The sequence below is a fragment of the Cupriavidus sp. 01L46 genome, assembly GCF_056399905.1.
In genome coordinates this window covers 1-16,551 of the sequence record NZ_JBFTSF010000146.1, presented here as the reverse complement: position 1 = coordinate 16,551, position 16,551 = coordinate 1, and the positions used below count along the sequence as shown (strand labels likewise).

The 16,551-nt window shown below is 65.2% G+C and carries 15 protein-coding genes and 1 pseudogene; 4 read left to right on the top strand and 12 right to left on the bottom strand.

Features of this window, described 5'->3' with window-relative positions:
- A pseudogene (locus AC1DS3_RS23350) lies at positions 1 to 199 on the top strand (acid phosphatase); the annotation flags it as partial.
- A gap of 48 nt (positions 200 to 247) precedes the next feature.
- Here AC1DS3_RS23350 and AC1DS3_RS23345 read toward each other — a convergent pair.
- The 4 genes from AC1DS3_RS23345 to AC1DS3_RS23330 all read right to left on the bottom strand — a co-directional run bounded on the left by AC1DS3_RS23345 (position 248) and on the right by AC1DS3_RS23330 (position 2,590).
- Complete coding sequence (locus AC1DS3_RS23345; protein WP_441638907.1) at positions 248 to 1,006, bottom strand: SDR family oxidoreductase; 759 nt, start codon at positions 1,004 to 1,006, stop codon at positions 248 to 250.
- Between the two features lie 101 nt (positions 1,007 to 1,107).
- On the bottom strand, positions 1,108 to 1,614 hold the full coding sequence (locus AC1DS3_RS23340) for a CreA family protein (protein ID WP_477128044.1): 507 nt from the start codon (positions 1,612 to 1,614) through the stop codon (positions 1,108 to 1,110).
- Positions 1,615 to 1,630: 16 nt separating this feature from the next.
- Positions 1,631 to 2,116 (bottom strand): acyl-CoA thioesterase, encoded by a 486-nt coding sequence (locus tag AC1DS3_RS23335; RefSeq protein WP_174427135.1) that lies wholly within the window; start codon positions 2,114 to 2,116, stop codon positions 1,631 to 1,633.
- 192 nt (positions 2,117 to 2,308) lie between these two features.
- Entirely contained in the window at positions 2,309 to 2,590 is a 282-nt protein-coding gene (locus tag AC1DS3_RS23330; protein ID WP_017226623.1) for an HU family DNA-binding protein, read from the bottom strand.
- Positions 2,591 to 3,201: 611 nt separating this feature from the next.
- On the opposite strand from AC1DS3_RS23330, the gene AC1DS3_RS23325 reads away from it, so the two are divergent.
- Both AC1DS3_RS23325 and AC1DS3_RS23320 read left to right on the top strand, forming a co-directional pair.
- Positions 3,202 to 4,404 (top strand): ammonium transporter, encoded by a 1,203-nt coding sequence (locus AC1DS3_RS23325; RefSeq protein ID WP_477128042.1) that lies wholly within the window; start codon positions 3,202 to 3,204, stop codon positions 4,402 to 4,404.
- A gap of 246 nt (positions 4,405 to 4,650) precedes the next feature.
- The gene (locus tag AC1DS3_RS23320) at positions 4,651 to 5,481 is read left to right on the top strand and encodes a mechanosensitive ion channel family protein (protein WP_441638900.1); all 831 of its coding nucleotides are present in this window, start codon (positions 4,651 to 4,653) and stop codon (positions 5,479 to 5,481) included.
- Between the two features lie 73 nt (positions 5,482 to 5,554).
- Here the strand turns inward: AC1DS3_RS23320 and AC1DS3_RS23315 are convergent, their stop codons facing one another.
- Entirely contained in the window at positions 5,555 to 6,775 is a 1,221-nt protein-coding gene (locus AC1DS3_RS23315) for a Bcr/CflA family multidrug efflux MFS transporter (RefSeq protein WP_477128041.1), read from the bottom strand.
- A 387-nt stretch (positions 6,776 to 7,162) separates the two neighbouring features.
- On the opposite strand from AC1DS3_RS23315, the gene AC1DS3_RS23310 reads away from it, so the two are divergent.
- A complete protein-coding gene (locus tag AC1DS3_RS23310) occupies positions 7,163 to 7,744 on the top strand; it encodes a hypothetical protein (RefSeq protein WP_441638896.1) in 582 nt (193 codons plus the stop codon).
- Between the two features lie 82 nt (positions 7,745 to 7,826).
- On the opposite strand, the gene mdoH is transcribed toward AC1DS3_RS23310, so the two are convergent.
- The 7 genes from mdoH to AC1DS3_RS23275 all read right to left on the bottom strand — a co-directional run.
- Positions 7,827 to 10,379, bottom strand: coding sequence for a glucans biosynthesis glucosyltransferase MdoH (mdoH, locus tag AC1DS3_RS23305; RefSeq protein WP_477128040.1), 2,553 nt, complete (start codon positions 10,377 to 10,379; stop codon positions 7,827 to 7,829).
- A complete protein-coding gene (locus tag AC1DS3_RS23300) occupies positions 10,352 to 11,830 on the bottom strand; it encodes a glucan biosynthesis protein G (RefSeq protein WP_477128043.1) in 1,479 nt (492 codons plus the stop codon). Before AC1DS3_RS23300 ends, mdoH begins: the two co-directional genes overlap by 28 nt.
- A gap of 959 nt (positions 11,831 to 12,789) precedes the next feature.
- Positions 12,790 to 12,987: a hypothetical protein gene (locus tag AC1DS3_RS23295; protein ID WP_441638890.1), complete on the bottom strand. Its 198-nt coding sequence runs from the start codon at positions 12,985 to 12,987 to the stop codon at positions 12,790 to 12,792.
- 172 nt (positions 12,988 to 13,159) lie between these two features.
- Positions 13,160 to 13,711 carry a surface-adhesin E family protein gene (locus AC1DS3_RS23290; protein ID WP_441638888.1) on the bottom strand — a complete coding sequence of 184 codons (552 nt, stop codon included), beginning with the start codon at positions 13,709 to 13,711 and terminating at the stop codon, positions 13,160 to 13,162.
- Between the two features lie 180 nt (positions 13,712 to 13,891).
- Positions 13,892 to 14,746 (bottom strand): helix-turn-helix domain-containing protein, encoded by an 855-nt coding sequence (locus AC1DS3_RS23285; RefSeq protein WP_441638886.1) that lies wholly within the window; start codon positions 14,744 to 14,746, stop codon positions 13,892 to 13,894.
- Positions 14,747 to 14,874: 128 nt separating this feature from the next.
- Positions 14,875 to 15,036, bottom strand: coding sequence for a helix-turn-helix domain-containing protein (locus AC1DS3_RS23280; protein ID WP_477128039.1), 162 nt, complete (start codon positions 15,034 to 15,036; stop codon positions 14,875 to 14,877).
- The coding region (locus AC1DS3_RS23275; RefSeq protein WP_477128038.1) for a sigma-54-dependent Fis family transcriptional regulator at positions 14,982 to 16,551 on the bottom strand (1,570 nt) is incomplete at its 5' end. The genes AC1DS3_RS23280 and AC1DS3_RS23275, both read right to left, overlap by 55 nt.

Here is a 16,551-nt window from a genome sequence, read left to right as displayed (position 1 = left end):
GGTCTGCAACGTGCACTGGCAAAGCGATGCAACGCAGGGCCGCATCATGGGCGCAGCTACCGTGGCGCGGCTGCATGCAGACCCCACCTTCCTCGCAGATCTTGCGGCAGCCAAAGCGGAGGTGGCAGAAACCCGTGCCAAGGGACTGCGGCCGACTGGCGACTGCCGCGCCGAAAGCGAGGCACTGGCGATCAAATAGCGGGAGACGCCTGGCCGGCGCGATGCCGGCCAGGCGCTTGCGCCGTGCTCAGCCCCGCCCGACGAAGGGCATCTTGGTGGCCATCACGGTCATGAACTGCACATTGGCATCCAGCGGCAGGTTGGCCATGTGCACCACCGAGCTGGCTACATGCGCCACGTCCATCAGCGGCTCCGGCGCGATCTCGCCGTTGGCTTGCGGCACGCCGCGCGCCATGCGCGAGGCCATGTCGGTGGCGGCGTTGCCGATATCGATCTGCCCGCAGGCGATGTCAAAGGCGCGGCCATCCAGCGAGAGGCTCTTGGTCAGCCCGGTAATGGCGTGCTTGGTGGCCGTGTACGGCACCGTGTTGGGACGCGGCGCGTGCGCCGAGATCGAGCCGTTGTTGATGATGCGGCCGCCACGCGGGCTCTGCGACTTCATCAGCGCGAAGGCCGCGCGCGAGCACAGGAACACGCCCGTCAGGTTGGTGTCCAGCACGGCCTTCCATTGCGCAACAGAGAGTTCATCGATCGACACCGCTGGCGCATTGATGCCGGCGTTATTGAACAGCACATCGAGCCGGCCGAAATGGTCGCGAACCTGGGCAAAGAGCCGCTCCACCGAATCCGGATCGCTGACGTCGCATTGCACCGCCAGCGCCGTATAACCCTCGGCCGTGGCTTGCACGGCCAGCGCCTCTAGCGGTGCGGCGGTACGCCCGGCAAACACCACCCGATAGCCTGCCACGAGCAGCGCCTGCGCCACCGCCTTGCCGATGCCGCGGGCCGCACCCGTTACCAGCGCAACCTTGCCTTGCTCACTCATGCTGTCTTCTCCGGACTGGATTGTTGAATGGATCGTGAATCGTGAATCGGGAAACGAATGCCTGGATGCCTGGATGCCTGGATGCCCGGATGCCTGAATRCCTACTTGACCGGAATCGGCGTGGCAGCAGCCACCGGCAYGGCGGTCACGCTATTCTGCGGGCTGCCGGACACGATGCGGTCCGAGTAGGTCAGGTAGACCAGGGTATTGCGCTTGCGGTCGACCGTGCGCACCACGTGCAGGGTCTTGAACAGGATCGACATGCGCTCGGAAAACACATTGTCCTGCTGGCGCAGCGGCCCCTTGAACGTGATCGGGCCTACCTGGCGGCAGGCAATGGAGCTTTCCGGCGGGTCTTCGGCCATGCCCAGCGAACCCTTGATGCCTCCGGTGCGGGCACGCGACACGTAGCAGGTCACGCCTTCGACCTGCGGATCGTCATAGGCTTCGATCACGACCTTGTCGGAGCCGGTCATGCGGAAATTGGTGCTCACGCTGCCGATTTCCTCGGCATGCACGGCCGGCGCCAGCAGCGCCAACGCCGCCAGAAGACCGCTCAGGGGCCAAAACGGCCCACGGGAAACGCGATGGGAACGCCCGGATTGCATGGCCGTGCCCCCCACCTCAGGACACCGTGCCGGTGATTTCATCGTGCCGTTTTTCCATTTCCTGGCGCAGCTGGCGGCGCAGCTGGGCTGCGGCAAAGCGCTGTCGCTCGACTTCGTCGCGGGGCACCAGCGGCGGCACTTCGGCAGGTGCGCCGCTGTCGTCCACCGCGACCATGGTGAAGTAGCAGCTGTTGGTATGGCGAACCAGCTTGCTGCGGATATTCTCCGTGATCACCTTGATGCCGATTTCCATGGAGCTGCGGCCGGTGAAGTTGACTGCCGCCAGGAACGTCACCAGCTCACCMACGTGGATGGGCTGGCGAAACACCACCTGGTCGACMGACAGCGTGACCACATAGCGCCCGGCATAGCGGCTGGCACAGGCGTAGGCCACCATGTCGAGGTACTTGAGGATGGTGCCGCCGTGCACATTGCCGGAGAAATTGGCCATGTCCGGCGTCATCAGCACGGTCATGGAAAGCTGGTGGGACAGGTCATTCATGATGAAAATCCGGAATCTGGAAGCGGCCGGGCCGACCCGCGGCGCAGGTCGAAAGGCTGGCGCCGACGATCGGCAGTTTAACCCGGAACGATCGTCCTGCCTTACCCCCGAGAACGTCAAAAAGCACCCGGGCACCAATAAAAAAGCGGCCCAACGGGCCGCCTTCTCATTAGCGCCTGGGGCGCGGACTACTTATTTCTTCTTGTTCACAGCGTCCTTGAACCCTTGGCCGGCAGAGAACTTGACCGTCTTGGCGGCCGGAATCTTGATGGTCTCGCCAGTACGCGGATTGCGTCCGGTACGTGCGGCGCGCTTGCCGGAGCTGAAGCTGCCGAAGCCCACCAGCGTTACCGAATCACCCTTGGCAACCGCCTTCTTAATGTTGTCCAGAGCGGCATTCAGCGCGCGCTCTGCTGCAGCATTGCTCAGTTCCGCGTCAGCGGCGATGGCAGATACCAGTTCACCTTTATTCATGGCTGATTTCCCTTGTTGGTCGTCTTGATCGGAGTGTCTGCCACGCGGCAAATTACCGATCGGCGCAGTCTAATCCGCGCTTTACGCATTGGGCAATCCCCAGTGGCACCAATGCAACGAAAAAAGCCGCAAATCCTTGAGTCAAGCGCCTTTGCGGGGAATTTACCCCTCCTTTTCCGTGCTTTCAAATGCGGCCGGCGAGAGTAGTGGTCATTCGAACGCTGGTACGTGATGACAGGCATCGCTTGACAAGCTCAGGCCATCGCTGTGCGCGCCTTGTTGCCGCCGAACCCACCCAGGCGGCTTGGTCGGCAGCATCCCAATGGCTTTGGATGGACGCGCCAGAAAGAACCCATCATGGTGCATATAACCGGTGGGTGCGCGCCCCAAATCGGGGCATTGCCTCATTTTGGCRCAGACGCCGCGTGCCATGCATCCCCGGCGCATGACATTCKGTTTCCGGTGATGGCTTCGCAATCCGTGCGGCACCCACGTCGAGCGCGACAAATCGGTGCAAATTCCACCAACACGGTGYAGATCCCTGTCTCCGATGCCCCAGACTGGTACGCTTTTTGCGTACGTGTGCTCCCATTTTGCGCATTGAGGATTGTATGGACAAATGGAAGAGCGGCACCGATGCCCTGTTCATCTTGCTGGGGGCGATCATGGTGCTCGCCATGCACGCGGGCTTTGCGTTCCTGGAGCTGGGCACGGTGCGCAAGAAGAACCAGGTCAACGCACTGGTCAAGATATTGGTGGATTTTGCGGTTTCCACGATCGCCTATTTCTTTATTGGCTACACCRTGGCCTATGGGGTCGAGTTCTTCACCAGCGCCCATGCACTGGCGGAAAGAAGCGGCTACGAGCTGGTGAAGTTCTTCTTCCTGGCAACGTTTGCCGCCGCCATACCGGCGATTATTTCTGGCGGCATTGCCGAGCGCTCGCGCTTCAATCCGCAACTGGTGGCCACCTTCGTGCTGGTGGGCCTGGTCTATCCCTTCTTCGAGGGCATCGTCTGGAACAACCGCTTTGGCGTGCAGGACTGGATCGCCTCGGTCGCGGGCGCGCCGTTCCACGACTTCGCCGGCTCCGTCGTGGTCCATGCCATGGGCGGCTGGATCGCGCTTCCCGCCATATTGCTGCTGGGCGCGCGCCGCGGCCGCTACCAGAAAGACGGCCGCATCAGCGCGCACCCGCCCTCGAACATCCCGTTCCTGGCGCTGGGCGCATGGGTGCTGGCGGTAGGCTGGTTCGGTTTCAATGTCATGAGCGCGCAAACCGTCGACAAGATCAGCGGGCTGGTGGCCATCAACTCCCTGATGGCCATGGCCGGCGGCACGCTGGCCGCCTGGGCGGCCGGCCGCAACGACCCCGGCTTTGCCTACAACGGCCCGCTGGCCGGGCTGGTGGCGGTCTGCGCCGGATCCGACCTGATGCACCCGTTGGGCGCGCTGGTCACGGGCGCCATCGCCGGTGCGCTGTTCGTCTACCTGTTCACGCTGGCCCAGAACAAGTGGCATATCGATGATGTGCTGGGCGTCTGGCCGCTGCACGGGCTGTGCGGCGCGTGGGGCGGCATTGCCGCCGGCATCTTTGGCAGCCAGGCACTCGGTGGCATTGGCGGCGTTTCGCTCGGCGCGCAGTGCCTCGGCACCCTCCTTGGCATCGTGATCGCCCTGGTGGGTGGCACCGTGGTTTACGGCACGCTCAAGAAAGTCGTGGGCATCCGGCTTGACGCTGAATCGGAATACAACGGCGCGGACCTGTCGCTGCATCGCATCTCCGCCACGCCGGAGCGCGAAACCAACTGGTAAGGCACGGCGCAAAGGGAATTGCGCCCCTGCGCCCCTGCGCCCTTGCGCCCCACCGCCCCTTCTCCTGCGACCCATGGCCGCGAGTGGCGCCCTGCGCCCTTTGCGGCCATTTTGTGCTTGAACTTCCGCTCGCCGCGTAGCAATAATGCGTTGCCCACTTTCGCGCCCCGCCGCCGATGCGCCCGGGCATCCGCTGCATGATGTTCGTTGCCTGTGTACCTGCCGAGCCAGCAAGGGAGAAACGCGATGGATGCCACAACGCTGCAGAAGTATCAGGATGTGGTTGTCGCCTATGCGACGGAAGTCGGGTTCAAGGTTCTCGCCGCCCTCGTCTTCTGGGTGATTGGCCGGTGGCTGATCCATGTCGTGGTACGCATGGTGCAGGGGTCCCTGACCAAGCAAAAGGTCGACCCGACCCTGCTGCGCTATGTCGGCTCCATCGTCACGGTGACCCTGAATGTCGTGCTGATCATCGGGATCCTGGGTTACTTCGGCATCCAGACCACCAGCTTTGCCGCGCTGATCGCGGCGGCCGGCATCGCCATCGGCATGGCGTGGTCGGGGCTGATGTCCAATTTCGCGGCAGGCGCCTTCCTGGTGGTGCTGCGGCCCTTCAAGGTCGGGGATTTCGTCACGGCAGGCGGGACCACCGGCACCGTCAGGGAGATCGGCCTGTTTGCCACCACGCTGGACACGCCCGACAATGTCCTCACCGTGGTCGGCAACAGCAAAATCTTTGCGGACACCATCCAGAACTTCAGCGCCAACCCGTACCGCCGGGTCGAGCTCAAGGCCCAGTTGGCCGGCAGCACGGACGTGGCGGCGGCCGCCACCCTGCTCAAGGCGCGGCTGGCCGCGCTGCCCAACGTTCTGGCCGAGCCGCCGCCGGACGTGGAGATTCTCGAGTTCACCCTGGTGGGTCCGGTGCTTGCGGTACGTCCGCACTGCCATACCGACCATTACTGGCAGGTGTATTTCGATAGCAACCGCGTGATCCGCGAGAGCTTTGGCGAGGCCGGCTTCGCCGCGCCAATGCCAGCCCAACTGGTGGTGCTGCAAAACGCCGCGGCCGCTTAACCGTGTATCGATGGGATGGCGCGGCCAAACTGAGCCAGGCCGCCCCGCTACCGCTGCAGCATCGGCGCCCGGATCATCCGGCGCCGCGCACCGTCGCGCCTGAACGGCCGAAGGCCCGCATCAGCACAGCGCCGCTACCGCAAACGCCCATGACCACCGCCAGCGGCAGCGCGCTGCCGTCCCGCCAGAAGCTGACGGCGGCGCCGGCCAGGGTGCCCAGGGAGAATTGCAGCGTTCCCATCAATGCGGAGGCCGTGCCGGCACGATGGCCCTGCCGGTCCATGGCCAGTGCCGAGGCGTTCGGCAGGATACAGCCAAGGCTGGCGATAAACACAAAGAAGCCCGTCAGCAGCACCGGCAGCGGCGCCAGGCCGGCGAGTACAGCCGCGGCCAAGACTAGGCCGGCCAGGCACGGCGCAAGCAGCGCGCCGCGCAGGACATGGTCCAGCGTGCGGTTGCGCACCAGGCGCGCATTGAGCTGGGACATGCCGATCAGGCCCAATGCGTTGGCGCCGAACACGAAGCCGTAATGGGAGGGATCGATGCCATGCAACTCGATCAGCACGAACGGCGAGCCCGCAATATAGGCAAACATGCCCGCCTGCGCGCAGCCGGCCGACAGCGAATAGCCGACGAAACCCCGATCTCGCAGCAACTCGCCGTAATTCGAGAGCACGCGGCCCAGCCGCAGCGGCATGGCGCTGGCGTGGTCGAGCGATTCCTCCATGTAGCGGTGGACCACCCACAGGATCAGCAGGCTCGCACCGCACAACAGCCAGAAGATGGCACGCCAGCCGAATGCTGCCAGCACGGCGCCCCCGATGATGGGCRCCAGGATCGGCGCCAGGCCCATCACCAGCATCAGCGAGGAGAAGGCGCGCGCGGATTCATGGGCCTCCAGCCGGTCGCGAATGACGGCGCGCGCCATCACCATGCCCGCGCAGCCGCCCAGCGCCTGCAGGAAACGCCACAGCATCAGCGCATCGACGTCACGCGCGAGCGCGCACCCGGCTGCGGCCAGCGCATAGGCCAGCAGGCCGACATACAGCGGCGGCTTGCGGCCAAAGCGGTCGCTGATCGGGCCATAGAATGCCTGCCCCACCGCCAACCCGACCAGGAACGTCCCCAACGTGAGCTGCACGCGGCCGATATCGACCCCGAGATCCCCGGCCAGCGCCGGAAAACTCGGCAGGTACATGTCAATGGAAAGCGGCGCCAGTGCGGTAAGCGAAGCGCATACCAGGAGCCAAAGCGGAAAGCGCCCGGATTGCGGGGCGCGGGTGGAGCGGGTCATCGAAACATCCTGTGGAACAACCAGGCCGCCGGTACGGCCAGCTGCGCCCGATGCGTCAACGGGCTAACGGCGTAGCGGCACGGGAGCGGCTAAAGACGTAATTGTTGCATAGCGTAACAAGCCGCGCACTCGGCACGCCGCGCGGCGATGATGCAGGCGCACGTCCGACCGGACGCGTGCAACTGTGATGACGGGCCTGACGATACCGCGGCATTGCGGCGATTTCGGGCCTCGCTTCGCCGCGGAGTGGAGGAGTGCGTGGCTTTCAACGGCAGCGACGCCAAGGGTACAATGCCAGCCTGTCGGCCGCCTGGGGCGGACGATCACGCAGCCCGACGCACCGCGGGAACCCACCCGATGGTGCGGTTCCCGGCAACGTTTTCCTGCATGAGAACAAGATACAAACTGCTTTCTGTCTTTTTTGCCCTGGCCGCCGGCGCGGCTAGTTTGCCGTGGGCGCAGCGCGCGCATGCGGCACCGGCTCCAGCMAGGGCCGCGGCCTCCGCGCCTGCCCCCGTGGTGGTGGACGAGGCCGATGCGCTGGCGCAAATGCTCAAGGGCGCTGCCACGGGCCAGAATACCGGCGCGGCGGGCGTGCCTGAATTGCTGCGCAATACCGCCCGTCCCGACAACATATTGTCGCGCGCTTGCCGCCAGCTCAATGACGCCCTGCCTATCGAGATCGATGGCGAGACGCGCTTGCGCCGCTGCCAGTCGGTCCCTGGCAAACATATCCTGTTCCAGCTGGAGCTGACCAAGTACCGAGGCCCCATGCTGGACCTCGCCAGCTTCGAGCTCAGCTACGCCGCGCCGCTGCAGCGCAATATCTGCGCGAACCGGGACGTTGAAATCCTGACCAAGCTGGGCATCAGCATGATGTTCCGCTACATGACGCGCAACGAGCGCGGCGAGCGTCGCGTTGGCGACGTCTACATCAACGCGCCCATCTGCTCCTCGGCACTGCGCTAGACCCTGCCAACCCCATCTGGCATGCCTGCCGGGATGCCGGGCCTTGCCTCCGGGAGCTGGTGCGCCAGCTCCCGGGCATAGCTCAGGCGAGCCTTGGACGCAAGGGCACCACGTTGGCAGCGCGCCGGGGCAGCACACGGGTTTCTTTCCATCGCGCATGCGCCAGCGGTGAGCCCCATACCAGTCCATGCAACTGGGCGAGCGCAAAGGGATCGCCCAGCAACAGGTGTTTCTCGGCAGCCGACAGCGCGTCCGGGCCGGCGGTGAGCGCCTTTTGCACCAGCGCGGCGTGCTCCGCTCGCGTAGCCTGTGGCTGCACCATGCGCGACGAGCCGGTCGCGCACATCAGCGCATTGGTCACCGGGTCGACCACGGCATCGATAAATGCCGGCGGCTCTCCCGCTGCCTCCACGTGCTTCTGCATGGCCACCATCTCGCGCGGGGGCGTGGCCTCCTCCGGCGTCACGAACAACCTGGCTCCGCGCAGCGCGCGGCCCAGCGAGACCCGCGACAGCCAGACCGACAGCGGAATCGAGCATACCAGCGAGCCCACGATCGGCAGCAGCCACCAGACGAAATTCGGGTCCAGCCACAGCACCAGCCCGCCCCAGGCCAGGCCCAGCAAGGTGTGCATGCCGTGGCGGCGGAACGCTTCGCCCCAGGTGGTCTGCGCATCTTCACGCGGCGGCGACTTCCACGTAATGCCCCAGCCGCTATAGGCCGCCACCACGAACTTGGTGTGAAACAGCATGCGGACCGGGGCCAGCAAGGCCGACATCACGACTTCGATCAACATCGACAGCACCAGGCGCACTGGCCCGCCATAGTTGCGCGAGTCCTTCATCAGCAGCACCACGCTGGYGATCTTGGGCAGGAACAACAGCGTGGCGGTCGCCGAGAACAGCGCCAGCGCCTTCTCGGGATGCCATTCCGGCCAGGTCGGGAACAGCTGGTAGGGCTGCGTGAAGTACTCCGGCGGCACCAGCGCGTGCTTGGCCAGCATGAGGGTGGACAACACCAGGAACAGGAACCACAGCGGCGCCGACAGATAAGCCATCACACCGGTGAGGAACACCGCACGGTGCACAGCGTGAAAGCCCTGCTTCATCCACAGGCGGAAGTTCATCAGGTTGCCCTGGCACCAGCGGCGATCGCGCTTGACCTCATCGAGCAGGTTCGGCGGGAGCTCCTCATAGGAGCCCTCCAGGTCATAGGCAATCCACACGCCCCACCCGGCCCTGCGCATCAAGGCGGCCTCGACGAAATCGTGCGAGAGGATTTCTCCTGCCAGCGGGCCCTTGCCGGGCAACGGCGCCAGCGCGCAATGCTCCATGAACGGCTGGATGCGGATGATGGCGTTGTGGCCCCAGTAGTGCGATTCGCCGAGCTGCCAATAATGCAGGCCAGCGGTAAACAGCGGCCCGTACACGCGCGTGGAAAACTGCTGCACGCGCGCATACATGGTCTCGCGGCCCACGGCCAGCGGCGCGGTCTGGATGATGCCGGCCCCCGGATTGCCTTCCATCAGCTTGACCAGCGTGGTCAGGCATTCGCCGCTCATCACGCTATCTGCGTCCAGCACCACCATGTAGCGGTAGGCGCTGCCCCAGCGGCGGCAGAAGTCCGCCACGTTACCGGTCTTGCGCTTCACGCGGTGTCGGCGCCAGCGGTAGAAGATTCGGCCAAAGCCGTTGACCGCGCGGCAGGTTTCCATCCACGCATCGGTCTCGGCGGTACGCAGGTCCGGGTTGCCGCTGTCGGACAGCACGAAGAAATCGAAGCGTGCCAGCTCGCCGGTGCGCTCCATCGACTCGTAGGTCGCGCGCAGCCCGGCAAATACCCGGGTCACGTCCTCGTTGCAGATCGGCATGATGACCGCCGTGCGCGCCTCCTCCGCAATCGGCCCATCCACTGCGGCCGAGCGCGAGATCAGATGACGGTCGCCGCCTTTGGCCAGCACCAGGAAACCCATCATGGCGGTCCAGAACCCGGCCGACACCCACGAAAACAGGATGGCGAAGAGCGCCAGCACGGCGATCTCGAGCGGATCGGTGCCGTGATAAGGCAGCACCTTGGTCATGAAGTACGTAGCCAGCGCAGTTTGCCCGGCTACCAGGCCAAGCAGCACCCATCGGCGGTGCTTGCCCGCCGGGTGCCATTTGCCCTCGGCATCGGGACCGTCATGCAGCGTGTCCCAGGTTTCCGGCACCGGCGGGCGGCCCAGCATGCGCCTGCCCAGGTTGCGCAGGAACCCGCTGACGATGTGCGGAGGCCATGCCCGCGGCACCATGGAAGCGCGTTTGGGTTCGGGGCCGGTGTCGATATGCACCGTGCCGTCCGCACGACGCTGCACCAGCGGCTCGCCCGACGCCAGCGGTGCGCCATAGGCAAGATTGAGGCGGCGCCCCACCGAGCCGTAGGACGGACCCGCTGGCGATGGCTCGCCGTCTTTGGCCGCGAGTGCGCGCTGCAGAAGATGGATGGCCGACTCAGTGTCGGCGGCGTCGCTGCCAGCGGCGTTGTTAAGCAGATCGCGACGCTGGTCGGGCGAGACAGGAACGCGATCGAGATAGCGCTCGCATGCCGCCGCCGGAGCGGCGCGCGGCTTCAGCCTGGGGGTAAGATGTAGCTCCACGTCTCGGATAGGGTTGTATTGCCGTTGCGAAGATAGCCGCGCAATTCGACCGGTTTGTTCTCGTCCTTGCGGCGCACGACCATGGTCATGCGCCAGCCGCCGGTGGCCGCATTGCGTTGCGTCGAAGTGTTCAGCAGCTCCCCGTTGCTGTCGGCCGAGATCACCGGATCGATCCGGGTATCGGCGGCCAGTTTCTTGAAGGCCGGGCCTTCAAAATCCACCACCAGCGAAAAACTGGTGTCGTCCTGCTTGCGGCTGAGGCCCTGGCCACGCCGCGTTTGTGTCACCCACGACAGCGGCGGCAGTTTGTCGCCGTCCTTCTGCCACAGCAGCCGATACTCGAAATCGAAAGGTTGCTTGGGCTTGGGCGGAGTGTCAGGCACCCAGTACGCCACGATGTTGTCGTTGGTCTCGTCCGGGGTCGGAATCTGCACCAGCTCGACCCGGCCCGAGCCCCAGTTTCCCTTGGGCTCCACCCAGGCGCTCGGCCGACGCTCATACCACGCGCCAATTTCCTGGTAGCTGCTGAAATTACGATCCCGCTGCATCAGGCCAAATCCTTGCGGATTGGTCGCGGCAAACGAGGTCACCAGCAGGCGCTTGGGATTGCTCAGCGGCCGCCACAGCCACTCACCCGTGCCGAGCTGCACCGAGAGGCCATCGGAGTCATGCACCTCGGGCCGATAGTCCGGCACCGAAGAAGGTTGGTTCTCGCCAAAGAGATACATGCTGGTCAGCGGTGCCAGGCCAAGCTTGGTGACGTTCTCCCGCATGAACAGGCGCGACTTCACCTCCATGACCGTCTCCGTGCCCGGCCGGATCACGATCCGGTACGCCCCGCTCACGCGGCGCGAGTCCATCAGCGCATAGATGGTCAGTTGCTTGTCCGCCGGCGATGGCCGCTCGATCCAGTACTCCACGAAGCGCGGGAATTCTTCGCCGGAATTGAGTCCGGTATCCACGGCCAGGCCCCGCGCCGACAATCCATACCACTGGTCCTTGCCCAACGCGCGGAAATAGCTGGCGCCCAGGAAAGAAACGACTTCGTCCTTGCCCTTGGTGCTGTTGAGCGGATAGAGCACGCGGAAGCCGGCGAAGCCAAGCGTCTTGAGCTTGCTGGTATCGACCTTGTGCGGCCCATAGTTGAACGCGGACGGGTCGAAGCGGATCTCGCGGGCGCTCCCGCTCACCACTTCATTGATACGCACCGGCTGGTCAAACACCATGCCTTCGTGAAAGAAGGAGAGCTCGAACGGCAGCTTGGCATTGCGCCACTGATATCGCTCAGGCTTGTATTCGATCTCGCGGTAGCGCTCGTACGGCAGCTCGCGCAGCTCACGTGGCAGATTCTGCGCGGGTGCTTTGTAAGGACTTGCGGCAAGCTGGCGCGCACGCGCCGCCACAGTGTCGAAGTCGAACGCGTGCGCCGCCACGGCGCACAGTGCCAGCATGCCGCCGCACAACCACCTGCCCAGGCGCAGTGTGCGTGTGTTCACAGGTGCCACTGCACGGCGCTGGATGAATTCGACGGTCGGCACGGTAACGGTTTCGGACATGAATGCCAGTGACGGGCGTAGTTGGACGGTTGGGATCGATCTAGCACCGCTGCAAAAGGCGGGCCACCATGCGAGCGGGATGACTGAGGCAACGGCGGGAAGCCGGCCAGCGCGTACCCGGGGGAAACTGTAGGGGGATCTCGCTGCGCATCGCTTTTGACTGGGTGCTGAACTTGTGCCTGGATGTATCAGGGCATATCCGACTTGCTGCGATGCGCAATAAGACCTTAACAACTCGAGACTCAGAAGTCACGTTTCGATCACGCAACGTTTGCAACAATTTGAAACCCCAGCCATCCGAACGCCGCTTTGCGCGCGCCGCTCAAGCCCAGGCATCACATTGGGCAACCCGTCGAATCATCGCTTGGTGCCTCGCAGGGCACGTCCGCAGCCTAGTCATTGCTTCAATGACTTGCGCTGCGGCGGCGCCACGCAGCGGGGCGCAACGCGAACATCGCCCCCCGCCCTCAGAGCGCTGCGCCGTGTGTCCCACATAGGGGCAGCCCCCTGAATCTGCAACGCTAGATTACGGATCGCATGCCGTCAACGTGCGTGGCGAGCACGTGCGCAGCACTAGAACGGCGCATACCGCACCCGCAAAAATCGTGCACTGCACTGGAATCATGCGAACAGGTTTGCCGCGACCAAAAAAAAGAGAGGCCGTAGCCTCTCGATCGGGTTCCGCCTCGATGCCAGCCCCCCGGATGGCGCATGGCGCCGCTGGGCATCGGTACCTGGGAGCGCGGCAGCGCGCGCTTCACGCGCAACGCGGCACTCACAGGCGGCGTGGCGAACTAGCTCGGCAGCCAGCGCGCACCGGCGCGCCGCTGCCCGTCGCCTTTCACTAGCGGCGCTCAGGCGCCTTTATTCATCATCTTCTCGGCATCGGGCGGTGCGTGGTTTTTCTTTTTCTTGGCCGGCTTCTTCGTCATCTTGCCGGAGCTTGACGCCGCAGGCTTGTCGCCGGCCGCGGGCGCGGCAGGCGCCGACGCCTGGGCATAAGCGCCGGCTCCAAACATGGCCAGCGTCAACATCACGATCCACTTCTTCATTTCAGCCTCCTGGTCGCCGTAAAGAGAAGCCTGCCTGCGGCCCTTGGTGGCGCTAGGCACCTGCGCTTCGTGACTACCAAAACGAAGTCGGGAACGAATGGGTTGACGTGTCGGCCCGCCTATCGACACTGCAGCGCAGCATCCAGCCTGGCCGCACGTGCCGGCGCTGGCATCAAGGACACAAGCGGCTGAGCAGCTCGCCGGGAACAGTGCCTGCGCTGGCAGGCTGCGGCATGCCCGCGTGAGGGGCGCTGATGGTGTAAAGGGACTCGCCGCGCGCATAACGCTTGGCGTAGAGCGTCTGCTCCACCACCGCATACATGGACGTAGCGCAATTGAACACCATGCGCTTGAGCGAGGAGCGGATCGGCTCGCCGCTGGTGGTGCGGATCACCCCGGCCGGCGCGTTGCGCATGACTGCGACACCCACCTCGGGACCACGGCGGCGTACCGAAGTCTTGTCGAAGTAAGAGATCACCCCGTTGGCGCCCGTCAGGGGCAGCCAGCGCTGCGGGTCTGGCGCCGAAGAATCGGACGCGGCCGGCACGGCGCAGCCTTCACGCGGCGTGGAACGGAAGCCAGCCCCCCCGCTGGGAGCCTGGCAATCTAATAAACCCGCCGTGGCAGCGGGGCGAACCGTAGCAGCAGGCTCGGCATACGCGGCAAGACAGACACTGCTGCCAACCAGCACGGCGGCAGCGAGGAAAAAGGCGCGCAAGGACATGGACGGACCCTCGTGTAGACCAAAAAAACAACGCGCATTGTCGCACACCATGCTGCGCCATCTGTTCAGCGCGCGCGCCGGGCTGCCCGTCGATGTTGAAAAGTGGAAGGCTGATCGCGGCGTTCGGGCCAGATGAATCCGGACCCGCGGTCAAACCCGCGTCCGGGTCAAGGCCGTCGGCTACCGCGACAGCGCCTCGAGTGCATGGCGCGAAGCCTCATCGGCCGGGAAAAAACACTCGATGCGCATCTCCTGCAGGGTAACGTCCTGCGGAATGCCCAGCGTGGTCAGCGTCGAGAACAGCGTGGCGCGAAAACCATTGGCGGCCAGCGCCACAGGCAGCATTGGAGGCGGCGTACGCTCGACCGCGTCGTCGTCGAACAGCGGGACGCCGGCCGGCCCGACCATATCGGGATGCCAGTGCGCAATGCGGTGGAAKATCTCCCGCGCGGTCTGGTCCTGCGCCTGCGTCTGCAACTCCTGCCACACGCGCCGCAGCAGGTAGCGCCCAACCTGGCGCGCGTTGTCGATAACCGGCCACAGGCCGTCCGGATTGAAGACGGTCAGCATCAGGTTGATACGCCCGCCGCCCTCCTCCAGCGTGGACGGTGCGCGCCCACCCAGCAGCACGCCAATCATGTTGCGGTATGCCTGGTTGGCGTCGAGCATATTCCAGAATCGGTCCAGCACCACCGCGGGATAAGGCTCTTGCTTGGACAGGATGAGCGCCACGGCCTGCTGCACCATCTGCAGCGCGGGCGCGGCCAGGCCGTGCTCGGTGTAGGCCGGCGCGAAGCCACCAGCCAGGAGCAGGCGGTTGCGCTGGCGCAGCGGCACGCCAAGGCGGTCCGCCAGCGACAGCACCATTTCGCGGCTGGGCCGGGCGCGGCCGGACTCAAGGAAACTGATATGCCGCTGCGATACCCCGGCGGCCAGCGACAGCGCAAGCTGGCTATAGCCGCGCCTGCCGCGCCAGTAACGCAGCAGGCCGGGGAAATCGAGCGCGGTTTCGGAGCTGGGGGTCAGGGTATCCATGACGGCATTACAGCACGGCGAAGGCCGTCTGGCGATTACCCCGGAGGTAATCGCCTGGCCCGCACCCATGCGGCAATGCGACACCAAGCTTGGCTGAAATGCGGTCGTGGACGCCGCGCACGCTGCCCCTATGCCACCCGCCCGCGTGTTTCGCTCAGCGCGGCACCCAACCCGTATTTCCGGATCTTCTGGTACAGGGTGCTCTTCGCAATGCCGAGCCGCGAAGCGGTCCTGGTCAGGTTGCCGCCGCTGTACGCCAGGGCCTTGCGGATGGATTCCGATTCGGCCATCTCCAGTGAGCAAACCGTCTCGGGCAAATTGCCGGCAATGTCCTTTGGCCGGCTGGCGCCGCGCGGGGTCCCCACCGGTGTGTGACCAGGGCCGGGATGTCGTCCTTGCGCTCGCGCAAGGCGGGTATCGCGATATTGGTCACGGCGATGCGGTAGAACAGGTCCATGCGGAATTTCCCCGCGGCCACGTCGTCACGCAGGTTCCGGTGGGTGGCGGCGACCAGGCGAAAGCTGACCTTGCGCGGCGTGTTYTCGCCCAGCCGGTARATYTCYCCCTCTTCCAGCACRCGCARCAGGTGCGGCTGTATGTCGAGCGGCATTTCGCCAATCTCGTCGAGAAACAGCGTGCCCCGGTTGGCGGCCTCGATCTTGCCGGCCGCGCCCGATCGGCGCGCGCCGGTGAACGCCCCCTCGGCATAGCCAAAGAGCTCGCTCGCAAGCAGGTCCCGTGACAGCCCCCCGCAATTGAGCGCCACGAACGGGCCGTCTGCGTAGGCGCTGGCCTGGTGAATCCCCTGCGCGAACAATTCCTTGCCAACGCCGGTTTCGCCCAGCAGCAGCACCGGCACCCTGGACGGCGCCAGATGCTGCGCCTTCTCCACCGCCGAGCGCAAGGCGGCGCCGTTGCCCACGATGCTGGAAAACGCCGGCGCCGCACCCAGCCGCGCGGCGGGCGCGCCGGCGGTACCCGATGCAGGGTGATGCGGCGCGGCAGGGATCACCACCACGAAACCCAGCATGTCGCCGCGATCGCGGATCGCTTCGAAGCGGGTCAGGCGAAGCCATTCGGGGAGCGGCCCGGATCCGGCGCGCGCCCCGCGGGCGTCCAGGCCGGGAATGGAAAACGCGCTGTTCAAAATGGTGCTCACGCCCAGCCGCGCCAGCGCTGAAGGCGCCTGCGGATTGGCCTTGACCAGGCGCCCACCTTCGTCAAGGACGAGCACCCCGTCGCTGCCCACCGACGCAAAATGGCTCATGCAGCGGTCCAGCAGCCGCAGGCGGCGCTCCATCGCCAGCTTGGCCAGCCGGCTCTCKATCCGGCCTGCCAGCGACACGGTCAGCGCCAGGCTATGCCTGCTATAGGTCTGTGCCAGGCCTGACACGTCGATCACGCCAAGCACGCCGCCGTCCAGCGGATCACGGATGACGGTGGCCGAGCAGGTCCAGCGCTTGATGCCGGCACAAAAATGCTCGGCACCATGGATTTGCACAGGTTGCTGCAAGGCCAGCGCGGTACCGATGGCATTGGTACCGCAGTTGAGCTCCGTCCAGTCGCAGCCCGGAATCAGGCCCACTTCCCCGGCGGGCTCGACAATATGCATATCGCCCTCCTGCTGGAGGATCATCCCGTCAGGATCGGCCAGCAGCATGATGGTGCCCGTCTGCGAGAGAAACTCGCGGGTCTGCTGCATCAGTGGCAGGCTGGCGCTGACCAGGCGATCATTCTTCTCCCGCCGGACTCGCAGGCCGGCTTCGTCCAGCGGCGGCGGCGCGGCCCCGGCGCCAGGATCAACC